This is a genomic window from Siphonobacter sp. SORGH_AS_0500 (genome assembly GCF_031453245.1).
Classification (GTDB): Bacteria; Bacteroidota; Bacteroidia; order Cytophagales; family Spirosomataceae; genus Siphonobacter.
Map to the genome: position 1 here is coordinate 132953 of NZ_JAVIYT010000001.1, position 12048 is coordinate 145000.

Below are 12048 nucleotides of genomic sequence, written 5' to 3' on the forward strand. Positions count from 1 at the left end.
GGTTTTGTCTTTTATCTTGTCTGTGTGTTCTTGTGTTACTTTAAGGTAGCGTAGCTAGTGATACCAGTGAAAAAGCTGGCATCAGATACATAGGTAATTCCGTTTTCATTATCTACTGGACTTTGCGTAGACACTGCCAGCTTTTCTGCTGGTAATAAAGAGTTAGCCCTTGTGTTCTTGGCTTATTTTAAGGTAACATAACTAGTGATGTCAGCGGAAAAGCTGGCATCGGATACTCACAAGATTTGCTTAAATTTAGTAAGGTCTCTCCGTATGGTCGATGCCATCTTTTCCGCTGGCATTGCTTCATATGCTGAATAAGATAATTTCTTAAATCTTTCGCTTTAATTCGAAGTGCTTTCCTAAGTAAACCCGACGGACCACTGGATCAGCGGCTAGTTCTTCTGGCGTACCCGAACGAAGGATTTTTCCTTCGAACAATAAATAGGCCCGATCAGTGATGGATAAGGTTTCATCCACGTTGTGATCCGTGATTAATATCCCAATGTTGCGGTATTTTAACTTCGCTACAATTCCCTGAATCTCTTCTACGGCAATGGGGTCTACTCCGGCGAAGGGCTCATCCAGTAGAATGAATTTAGGATCTACCGCTAAGCTTCGGGCAATTTCAGTCCGGCGACGTTCTCCTCCAGATAGTACCTGCCCTTTATTCTTTCGAACGTGCGTTAAGCTCAATTCTTCGAGTAGCGATTCCATTTTCTCGTGCCGCTCGGCTTTGTTCATACCACCTCGAAGTTCCAGCACGGCCAGAATATTCTCTTCTACCGTCAGACTACGGAAAACGGAAGCCTCCTGAGCCAGGTAACCCACCCCCAGACGAGCCCGTTTGTACATCGGGAGATTGGTTACATCCAGATTATCCAGATATACTTTTCCACTGTTAGGTTTTACCAGACCCGTGGCCATGTAGAAAGACGTCGTCTTACCAGCTCCGTTAGGACCTAACAAACCGACAATTTCTCCCTGAGCCACCTGATAACTCACATTATCATTGACAAGCCGCTGTCCGTATTTCTTAATCAGGTTTTCTGTGCGAAGAATCATTTTCGTATATCTAAGCTATTGGGCTACCCCTTACTTGCTGAATTTTATATCCTTAATCTGTAACTGTAAGGTTCGTTTCCCCTGAAATTCGTTGATTTCTACCTGATAGCATAAATCAAAGGGACGACCCGTCAGCAATTTCTCGTAAAAGTGTGCCATTCCAAAACCAATACAGGAAAAGATCTGTGATCCGCTTTGACGTACATCCATTTTCAAATGCTTCTCTTTCAGGATTCTCGGCGTACCGTATAGCTGAACCTGTTCGGCTACAAACACCGGCGTCATATTTTCGGGTCCGAAAGGCCCCATTTGACTAATAATACCGTAAAACTTATCACTAATGGCCGAAAGAGGTAATTTCATATCCACGTCTACCAGTGGACTTAGATGCTCCTCCTGAATTTTTCGCGAAACCACTTCTTCAAAACGCCGTTGGAAAGCCGGAACGTTTTCCACTTTCAGAGTTAAACCAGCCGCGTACATATGCCCGCCGTATTGTTCGAGTAAGTCCGAGCAGGCTTCAATGGCTTCATACACATCAAAACCCGGTACTGAACGAGCCGAACCCGCCGCCTTTTCATTGGATTCAGTCAGGATAATCGTAGGTCGATAATACTGTTCAATACATCGGCTCGCTACGATTCCTACTACTCCTTTATTCCAATCATTCTTAAATAATACCGTAGACTTTGCTGATTTTAACCAATCATCTGTTTCAATCATCGTCAGGGCTTCCTGCGTGATTCGGGTATCAAACTGGCGACGGTCGGTATTATGAGTATTAATAATTCGGGCAAATTCTTCGGCTTCGTTTTCGTCCTCACACAGCAAAAGATTAACAGCATCATACGCATGCTTGATACGGCCTGCCGCATTAATCCGGGGGCTAATTCCAAACACAACGTTGGTAATATCCAGTGGGGGCTTGAGCGATGCCGACTTAATGAGCGTTCGTAAGCCCGTTCGGGGAGCTGCGTTCAGCTGTTTTAATCCGTAATGAGCCAGAATTCGATTTTCTCCGGTAATGGGTACGATGTCCGCTGCGATACTAATAGCCAATAAATCCAGGTATTCAAACAAGCCCTCTGTGGGGATTTGATGGTATTGATTATACGCCTGTAATAACTTGAATCCAACGCCACATCCTGTTAATTCCTTGAATGGGTACGGACAATCTACCCGTTTGGGATCCAGCACAGCTTCTGCCTCAGGAATAACTTCACCCGGACGGTGGTGATCGCAGATGATAAAATCAATGCCTAAATTCTTAGCTTCCGCCACCAAGTCCACCGATTTGATCCCGCAGTCCAGTGTTACAATGAGTGTAAAGCCATTTTCGGCAGCGTAAGTAATTCCGGGCTTTTGAACGCCATAGCCCTCTTTGTAACGATCCGGAATGTAAAATTCCAGATGATCGTAGAAGGTTTTCAGATACCCATAGAATAAGGCTACGGATGTAGTTCCATCTACATCATAATCGCCGTAAATCAGAATTTTTTCGCCCCGATTTAGAGCCAGTGTTAATCGCTCTACCGCCCGATCCATGTCTTTCATTAACATCGGATCGTGTAATTCGCTGAGCTGAGGTCTGAAAAATGATTTCGCACTATCAAATTCCCGAATGTTCCGCTGCCAGAGCAACGTAGCTAAAAAAGAATTTACATTAATCGCCTGAGCCAACAACTCGACGGTTTGTTTATCTTCAGAAGTTTCCGGGAGTTTCTGATAGGACCAACGCTTCTCAACCATACGTACAAAATAACGAAGAAACCAGACGGCAATCGTGCCTTTTAGAAATTTTAAGCCGTCTATTAAATAGCAAAACGAGTCGCTCTGGGAAAGAACGACTCGTTACTTATGAAAAGTTCAGGAAATACTTAAAGCGTTTCCATCGCCTTACTTGTATCTTTCTTTTGATGCTTATCGTCCATGGTATTAAACACATAATCCCACAGGGGCGAAGAAACGCCAAAAACCACGTTACCATCTTTATAATGGTGAATAGCGTGGTTAATCCACAAATGCTTCAGAAAATTCTTGGGAGGAGCATACGCGTGAACGCAGTAATGCACTAACAGATACCCTGCATAACCCCAGATGAATCCGGGGAAAAAGGCGTAGGCCGCTTCGCCCATAATCAGGAAGAAAATCAGGAATAAGGTTCCGGCAATGATGGCTGCCAGAATCGGAGGCATCGCCAGGCGGCTTTTATCTTTTGGGTATTCGTGATGAACCCCGTGCGTGGTATACTGAAACTTCGCCCGAGCCGGGGTAGTTGGCTCAATGTGGTACACACTACGGTGCATCCAGTATTCAACAAAAGTAAAGGCAATTACGCCCGTGAAGAACAAAATGCCGATAGCCCAATTGGATAAATCCGTGTGCGTAAATGCATACCAGCCTAAAACGCCTCCAAGAATGAAGAACATGGAGACTGGAATGGAAATGTGCGTTCTGGATAAAGCTTCCAGAATTGGATTGTCGAAGAGTTGTTTACTGCCGTTGTTTTTCGGCTTAATTTTCTGTGGTTCCATGGCTACACAAAGACTAAATGGTGTAGAAAAATGTAGTACTATTACTAGCAAAGGTACGGCCAAAAGCCCTTTTTTCTACCGTAAATTTCGAATTATGAGGGATTGATCGGTGTAGGCTCGGCTTCCTGGGGCTGGGATTTCACGTCAGGCTCCTTCGATCGGATGATTAATCGTAGCGATTGATCGTAGGTAATGTAATTCCAAACCCAGTTGATAAGAATCATAAGTCGGTTTTTAACGCCTACGATGGACATTAAGTGAACAAACATCCAGGTTAACCACGCCAAAAATCCCTGAAATTTCCAGAAGGGTAAATCCACTACCGCCAGATTCCGTCCCACCGTCGCCATTGAGCCTAAATCTTTGTATTTATAAGGCTTCAAGGGTTCTTTTTTTAATAGCCTTACCAGATTATCACCCAAGAGTTTTCCCTGTTGAATGGCAGGCTGAGCCAACTGTGGGTGACCATTAGGAAATTTATCATCACCAGAAACCAAAGCAATGTCACCAATGGCAAAAATAGTATCGTAACCTTCTACCTGACAAAATTCGTTGGTCTTCATCCGACCACCTCTCCCTAAAACCTCACTGGGGATTCCTTCAAAAGTCGCTGCTTTTACTCCCGCCGTCCAGACCAGGTTATCCGTTCGGAGTTTGTTACCGTCAAGTAAATACACAAATTTTCCATCAAAATCAGTAACCCGGTTATTAAGCATGACATTAATACCCAATTTCCTCAGATACTGCTCCGATTTGACCTGAGATTCCCGCGACATCGGTCCAAGTAACTCAGCTCCTGATTCCACCAGGTAAATCTGCATTTGCCGGAAATCCAGTTCTGGATAATCCTTCGGCAAAATATGCATTTTCATTTCCGCCAGCGTTCCGGATAATTCCACACCTGTAGGTCCGCCCCCCACGACGACGACATTCATTAACCCCTGCCGTTCGTCCATGTCATCTGAAATCAAAGCCCGTTCGAAGTTTTCCAGCATGCGATTTCGCAGAGCCAGAGCTTCTCCCACGGATTTCATAGGTAAGGCCCGTTCAATGATATTCTTCATCCCGAAAAAATTCGTCTCCGCTCCCGCCGCAATCACGAGGTAATCGTAACTGATGTCACCCATGGTTGACGTATGCACCAGTCGATGGTCAGTATCAATATGTTCAACCTGCGTAACCCGAATATGAACATTGGCCAGGCTCTGAAATACTTTTCGCAAAGGAAAAGCAATAGAACTCGGCTCCAGTCCCGCCATGGCTACCTGATAAAACAGTGGCTGAAACTGATGGAAATTATTCTTATCCAGTAAAACGGTTTGTATGTCGGTGTATTTGGCTAGTTTACGAGCCAGGGCCAAGCCACCAAAGCCAGCACCGATGATTACTACCCGTTTTTGGGAAGTCTTGGGAATACCTGAATAATGCATACGCTTATAGGTTGAAAAAGATACTGTTAATCAGGGCTTATTCCACTATTTAGCTACCTCATACCCCGATACACTGGTTTGCTTAAGAATCTTTTCGTAGAAAAATTCATACCGCGGAAGAATAATATTAATGTCAAATTCTTTCGCCCGAGCCAAGGCATTAGCTCTGAAAATGGGTAATTGATCATCCTGCAGAATAATGGCTGCTTTTTCAGCCATATCTTCGTAATCACCAATAGCTGAAAGAAAGCCCGTTTTTCCCGGAATATTCACTTCAGGAATGCCTCCGGCATCAGAAGAAATAACCGGCACTTCACAAGCCATGGCTTCCAGTGCAGCCAAGCCAAAACTTTCTTTTTCGGACGGCATGACAAATATATCGGCAATGGAAAGCACTTCTTCAATGGCGTCAAGCTTACCCAAGAAACGGACATCTGCACTAATGCCCAGATCACGGGACAGTTTTTCCAAGCCTACCCGCTCGGGACCATCCCCAATTAATAATAACTTTACACAGGTCTGTTTCCGCAGAATAGCAAACATTTGAAGGATGTCTTCAATGCGTTTTACTTTCCGGAAATTAGAGGTGTGCACTAATATTTTTTCGCCATTGGGAGCAATAGCGGTCTTGAAGTGATCTTTTTTCTGCTTGCGGAAACGCTCTAGGTCAATAAAGTTAGGAATTACTTCAATATCCCGTTCAATAGGGAACTGATCGTAAGTATCCTGCTTTAAACTTTCAGAAACCGTTGTAACACCGTCTGAAGCATTAATACTGAAGGTTACTACGGGCTCAAAAGAGGGATCTTTACCAACTAAAGTAATGTCTGTTCCATGCAGGGTAGTAATGATAGGAATATGAATGCCTTGCGTTTTCAGGATTTGTTTGGCCATATAAGCCGCCGAAGCATGCGGAATAGCATAATGCACATGTAGCAAATCCAAGTTATGATTTTTGACCACTTCAACCATTTTACTGGAAAGGGCCAATTCATAGGGCGGGTGCTGAAAAAGAGGATACGAGGGAATAAAAACTTCGTGATAAAAGACGTTTTCATTGAAGAAATCTAACCTCGGGGGCTGGCTGTAGGTAATGAAGTGAACGCGATGCCCATTTTTGGCGAGTGCTTTTCCTAACTCAGTGGCTACTACTCCGCTTCCACCGAAGGTTGGATAGCACACAATGCCGATATTCATAGTGATAACATTTAGTCAGAGCTACAACAGAATGATTTAAGGGTTGGTTTCGTAGAAGCAAACTCTCGTCTATTAATTTTGAATCCACATTGGATAGTTTTTAAGCTACTTGTTTCCGTATCAAAAGGTTATCCTGAATTATTACAAGCGACTCGCGGTATGCGTCATAAACCCAAACCTACTAATAATCAAATTGTTAGTGGATTCCTGCGTCTGGTTCGTTGGCCGAATTTACTCATTCTGGCCATTACCCAATATTTAGTATATGCCTGTTTAATTCACCCGGAAACAGCCTGGTATGAAGGCTTTCGGGATAAACATTTATTCTGGTTAATCTTCTCTACTACCTGTATTGCGGCGGCGGGTTACATCATCAATGACTATTATGACATTAAAATTGACCTAATTAACAAACCCGATCAGGTTATCATTGGCCGTTATTTGAAAAGACGCTGGGCTATGGGCATTAACCTTTTTCTCAATTTCATGGGAATTGCTGCGGGAGGTTTAGTAGATAAAAAGGTTTTTTTAATCAATACCTGTGCGTTCTTTTTTCTCTGGATTTACTCGAATCACCTCAAACGATTACCTTTCTGGGGTAACCTTATGGTCGCCTTTTTGACGGCTCTTTCTTTGATCATTCTGGCCGTGCACTATCAGATTAATGAACGTGAAGTATATATCTATGCCCTATTTGCTTTTACCATTTCATTGATCCGGGAAATCATTAAAGACATGGAAGATGTGAAAGGAGACGCAAGCTTTGGTTGTCAAACCTTACCCATCCGCTGGGGATTGGTACGTACGAAGTATTTTCTGCTAGGCTTGATTGCTTTGTTTCTTTTTACACTTTTTTCCATGACTAAACCGTTGCATGCTCCTACGCTGGCTTATATTTTCATGATTATCTCTATTCCAATCCTCTTTGTAGCATACCGGCTTTTCTACGCTGATACCAAGCAGGATTTCGCCTTCCTGAGCTCTCTTTGTAAGTACATCATGATGGCGGGCGTATTAACGATGTTACTCGTTTAAAACTTTAGCTCAACAGAATTTTCATTAACACCAAACTGAACTGGTCGACCCACGGGCATCGCCAGATTTTTAGCTTCATGACCGATTCCAACGCCAAAAGCGATAGGATAATCATATTCCTGGGTCCAATGACGAATGATCTCGTAGGGGGTCATTCCAAAATCTTCAGCATTATCTTTCATATCTGAAAAACTGCCGATCAATAATCCTTTCAGTTGATCCAGTTTGCCAGCTCGCTTAAGCTGAACCATTAATCGATCCACCGAATAATGGTATTCATCAACATCTTCCAGAAATAATATCTTTCCTGCCGTATCCACGTCCGACTTTGAACCAATCAGATGAGCTAATAGGCATAGGTTTCCTCCAAATAAAATCCCATCGGCATTCCCGACTCGATTAAGCGTATGCGGCTCAAACTGATAACTAGTAAGTTCTCCAAATAATACCTTGCGAAGCGACTCCAATGATGATCCCGTTTCATCCTGGAAAAACGTTTTAGGCATAGGTCCGTGAATACTTTGAATACCCAAGGTCAATGCATGGGACAAAACCGCAGTAATATCCGAAAAGCCAATGATCCATTTGGGATCATTTTTGAATCGGGTGAAGTCAACTTTGTCCAGGTAACGTGAAGAACCATACCCCCCACGAGCAGAGAAAATGGCTTTGATAGAAGAATCATCTAGAAACGTTTGAAAATCGTTCTGACGAATGGAATCAGTACCGGCGAAAGCAAACCATTCTTCATGTAAAGACTGGCCTGTTACAACTTCTACCCCCCATTGATGAAGAAGCTCTAGGGCTGGTTTAATGTAAACATCATTATCGATCTTACTAGCCAAACCAGTAATGGCAACCTTGTCTCCCCTTTTTAAGAAGGTAGGTTGGACGAAATCCTGTAACATAATTTTATAAACAGCCTAAACGACCACCGTCTACGGGCAGGTTAATTCCATTAATATAAGAAGCGGCAGGCGTACATAAAAAGGCGGCAGCGGCTCCAAATTCTTCAGGCGTACCAATCCGGCGAGCTGGAATTTCGTCGGCCATCTGTTGCCGAACTTCTTCTTCTGATTTACCAGTAGTCTGAGCTTTTGTTTTAATAATGGAAGCAAGGCGGCCTGTATCTGTCGATCCGGGAAGAACATTGTTAACCGTAATACCATACGGCCCTAGCTCATTAGCCAAAGTTTTTGACCAGTTAGCCACAGCAGCCCGAATGGTATTAGATACACCTAATCCTTCAAGTGGACTTTTAACAGAAGTAGAAATAATATTGATAATGCGACCATATCCTGATTGCTTCATACCGGGTACTAATAATTGCGTCAGTAACTGGTTGCAAATAACATGAGCAGAAAACGCTTTCTGAAGATCCTCTGGAGAAGCATTAAGCAAGGGACCTCCAGCAGGGCCACCCGTATTGTTAATAAGAATATGAAAAGAAGACGTTTGGAGATAACTCTTAACTACACTTTCTACTTGTAAATGATCAGAAAAATCAGCTACTAAATAAGTATGCGTTTGCTTACCGGAATTAGGTAAAAGTAAAACCTTTGACTGAAGACTTTTTTCATTACGAGCAATAAGGGTAACATTAGCTCCGAGTAAAGCCAATTCTACAGCAGTAGCCCAGCCGAGTCCTTGAGTGCTACCTCCAACCAAGGCATTTTTTCCAGTAAGATCTAAATTCATAACAATCCATTTTTGACAAGATTATGAATTTAAAAGAAAGAGTCCTAAAGGATAATGGAATAAAAGAACTTTTAATTACTGAATAGACTGAGGTAAAATACTAAGTATATGCTTTAAGAGTTATTAGATTGTATATGGATGGACTGGTATTTCGCAAGCAGTAAGTATGGGCAGTGAAATAAGGTAATTATACTCCAGCGGGGGTAACAGTTATAAGATAGTAGTATCTAGACTAGGGAGTAAAAGCAAAAACGACTCCTGCATCCCGGCAGGAGTCGTTAGAATATAAGGGGGAGGCGATTACCTACTTTCCCGGGGGTAAACCCAGTATCATCGGCGGAGCGGGGCTTAACGGCCCTGTTCGGGATGGGAAGGGGTGAACACCCGCCCTATGATCGCCATTGGCTCTTTTGGTTGATGACTCCGTAGAGTCAGCTTCCGATGCCTATCGAGGTGTTCCCTCTTTTGAACGTGATGTGAAAAACAGAAAAGTATACCTAAGTAGCAATAAAGTTAATTTAAAAAGAAGTCTTGGAGGCATTAGTACTACTCGGCTTTGTTGTCACCAACTTTAGACCTGTAGCCTATCAACGTCATCGTCTCTGACGGCTCTCATAGGAATTCTCATCTTGAGGCAAGTTTCGCACTTAGATGCTTTCAGCGCTTATCTTCACCCGACGTGGCTACCCAGCGGTGCTCCTGGCGGAACAACTGGTCTACCAGCGGTCGGTTCAACCCGGTCCTCTCGTACTAAGGTCAAGCCCTCTCAAAATTCCAACGCCCACCACAGATAGGGACCGAACTGTCTCACGACGTTCTGAACCCAGCTCGCGTGCCACTTTAATCGGCGAACAGCCGAACCCTTGGGACCTTCTCCAGCCCCAGGATGTGACGAGCCGACATCGAGGTGCCAAACCTCCCCGTCGATGTGAGCTCTTGGGGGAGATCAGCCTGTTATCCCCGGAGTACCTTTTATCCTTTGAGCGACGGCCCTTCCATTCGGAAACCGCCGGATCACTATCTCCCACTTTCGTGCCTGCTCGGCCTGTTTGCCTCACAGTCAAGCACCCTTCTGCGATTGCACTCTACGCACGGTTACCAAGCGTGCTGAGGGTACCTTTGAAAGCCTCCGATACTTTTTTGGAGGCGACCACCCCAGTCAAACTACCCATCATGCATTGTCCAATCTAATGTTAGACTCCCAGCAACCGGAGGGTGGTATTTCAACGTTGGCTCCTCGATGCCTAGCGACACCGACTCATAGCCTCCCACCTATCCTACACACCAGTTACCAAAAGTCAGTGCAAAACTGTAGTGAAGGTTCACGGGGTCTTTCCGTCCCGTGGCGGGTAAGCGGCATCTTCACCGCTACTACAATTTCACCGAGCTCACGGCTGAGACAGTGCCCAGATCGTTACACCATTCGTGCAGGTCGGAACTTACCCGACAAGGAATTTCGCTACCTTAGGACCGTTATAGTTACGGCCGCCGTTTACTGGGGCTTCGATTCAATGCTTCGCCTTGCGACTAACATCCCCTCTTAACCTTCCAGCACCGGGCAGGTGTCAGGCCTTATACGTCAACTTTCGTTTTAGCAAAGCCCTGTGTTTTTGTTAAACAGTCGCCTGGGCCATTTCTCTGCGACCACATCGCTGTGGTTCCCCTTATCCCGAAGTTACAGGGTTAATTTGCCGAGTTCCTTAGCCGTGATTCACTCGAGCGCCTTGGTATGTTCTACCCGGATACCTGTGTCGGTTTACGGTACGGGTTACGGCTGGCTATAGCTAAACAACTTTTCTTGGAAGAATACTCGTCCCTTCGCCTTGCCCTTGCGGGCTCAGCTCCACGCACACTTCCGTCCGTACGTAGGAACCCATATGCTCCGTCATTGTCTCGCACCAGTGTAAGTGCAGGAATATTAACCTGCTGTGCATCGAAGCTTCGCTTTCGCTAACCCCTTAGCCCCCGACTAACCCTCAGTTGATTAGCATAGCTGAGGAATCCTGATCCTTACGGCGGAAAGGTTTCTCACCTTTCTTATCGTTACTTATCCCTACATTTGCTTTTCTCAGCACTCCAGCATCGCTTGCCGCGACACCTTCACTGTCCTGAGAATGCTCCCCTACCAAGTATTACTACTTCCATCGCTTCGGCACAAGACTTGATGCCCGTTTATTATCGATGCCCGCCCCGCTCGACCAGTGAGCTGTTACGCACTCTTTAAATGAATAGCTGCTTCCAAGCTAACATCCTGGCTGTCTCTGCAGTCGGACCTCCTTTGTTCAACTTAGCCCTGATTTAGGGGCCTTAGCGGATGGTCTGGGTTCTTTCCCTCTCGGACTGGGACCTTAGCACCCCAGCCCTCACTCCTGGGCATATTATACGGCATTCAGAGTTCGTCAGGATTTGGTAGGATTTGACTCCCCCTAGTCCTATCGGTAGCTTTACCTCCGTATAACTCTATCCCAAGGCTGTTCCTAAAAACATTTCGGGGAGTACGAGCTATCTCTCAGTTTGATTGGCCTTTCACCCCTACCCACAACTCATCCAAAGACTTTTCAACGTCAACTGGTTCGGTCCTCCATGTCGTGTTACCGACACTTCAACCTGGTCATGGGTAGATCACAAAGTTTCGCGTCTGCAGCCACTGACTAGTTTCGCCCTTTTCAGACTCGCTTTCGCTTCGGCTCCGTATCTTCAATACTTAACCTGGCCAGTAACCGCAACTCGTAGGGTCATTATGCAAAAGGCACGCCGTCACTTCATTACGAAGCTCCGACCGCTTGTAAGCGTGCGGTTTCAGGGTCTTTTCACCCCCCTGTTCGGGGTACTTTTCACCTTTCCCTCACGGTACTCGTTCACTATCGGTCTCTCGGGAGTATTTAGCCTTGGCGGATGGTGCCGCCGGATTCAGAGGGGATTTCACCGGTCCCCACCTACTCAGGATACTGCTACGTCACTAACCTTTACGTCTACAGGGCTATCACCTGCTATGGCCGACCTTCCCAGATCATTCAACTTCAATTAGCTCCTAATAAGCAGTCCTACAACCCCAATCCCGCCGTAACGGAACTGGTTTGGGCTGTTCC

The 12048-nt window shown here is 45.1% G+C and carries 8 protein-coding genes and 2 rRNA genes (1 of these 10 running past the window's edge); 1 reads left to right on the top strand and 9 read right to left on the bottom strand.

Annotated features, from left to right (window positions below; genetic code table 11):
• Positions 1-330: 330 nt before the first annotated feature.
• The 5 genes from lptB to bshA all read right to left on the bottom strand — a co-directional run bounded on the left by lptB (position 331) and on the right by bshA (position 6226).
• Positions 331-1065: an LPS export ABC transporter ATP-binding protein gene (gene lptB / locus QE357_RS00610; protein ID WP_106637415.1), complete on the bottom strand. Its 735-nt coding sequence runs from the start codon at positions 1063-1065 to the stop codon at positions 331-333.
• A gap of 30 nt (positions 1066-1095) precedes the next feature.
• On the bottom strand, positions 1096-2814 hold the full coding sequence (recJ, locus tag QE357_RS00615; RefSeq protein WP_309704983.1) for a single-stranded-DNA-specific exonuclease RecJ: 1719 nt from the start codon (positions 2812-2814) through the stop codon (positions 1096-1098).
• A gap of 128 nt (positions 2815-2942) precedes the next feature.
• Positions 2943-3599 carry a sterol desaturase family protein gene (locus QE357_RS00620; RefSeq protein ID WP_106637414.1) on the bottom strand — a complete coding sequence of 219 codons (657 nt, stop codon included), beginning with the start codon at positions 3597-3599 and terminating at the stop codon, positions 2943-2945.
• 92 nt (positions 3600-3691) lie between these two features.
• Complete coding sequence (locus tag QE357_RS00625; protein WP_106637413.1) at positions 3692-5029, bottom strand: NAD(P)/FAD-dependent oxidoreductase; 1338 nt, start codon at positions 5027-5029, stop codon at positions 3692-3694.
• A gap of 45 nt (positions 5030-5074) precedes the next feature.
• Entirely contained in the window at positions 5075-6226 is a 1152-nt protein-coding gene (bshA, locus tag QE357_RS00630; RefSeq protein WP_106637412.1) for an N-acetyl-alpha-D-glucosaminyl L-malate synthase BshA, read from the bottom strand.
• Between the two features lie 159 nt (positions 6227-6385).
• Here bshA and QE357_RS00635 point away from each other — a divergent pair, with 159 nt between their 5' ends.
• Positions 6386-7261, top strand: a complete 876-nt coding sequence (locus tag QE357_RS00635) for a geranylgeranylglycerol-phosphate geranylgeranyltransferase (RefSeq protein ID WP_307141648.1) — start codon at positions 6386-6388, stop codon at positions 7259-7261.
• Here the strand turns inward: QE357_RS00635 and QE357_RS00640 are convergent.
• The 4 genes from QE357_RS00640 to QE357_RS00655 all read right to left on the bottom strand — a co-directional run.
• The gene (locus QE357_RS00640) at positions 7258-8169 is read right to left on the bottom strand and encodes an LD-carboxypeptidase (RefSeq protein WP_309704987.1); all 912 of its coding nucleotides are present in this window, start codon (positions 8167-8169) and stop codon (positions 7258-7260) included. The two genes, QE357_RS00635 and QE357_RS00640, sit on opposite strands and share 4 nt — an antisense overlap.
• A 4-nt stretch (positions 8170-8173) precedes the next feature.
• Positions 8174-8959, bottom strand: a complete 786-nt coding sequence (locus QE357_RS00645) for an SDR family oxidoreductase (RefSeq protein ID WP_309704989.1) — start codon at positions 8957-8959, stop codon at positions 8174-8176.
• A 291-nt stretch (positions 8960-9250) separates the two neighbouring features.
• Positions 9251-9362, bottom strand: a 5S ribosomal RNA gene (gene rrf, locus QE357_RS00650).
• A gap of 117 nt (positions 9363-9479) precedes the next feature.
• Positions 9480-12048: ribosomal RNA gene (locus tag QE357_RS00655) — 23S ribosomal RNA — on the bottom strand; it runs 242 nt beyond the window's last position.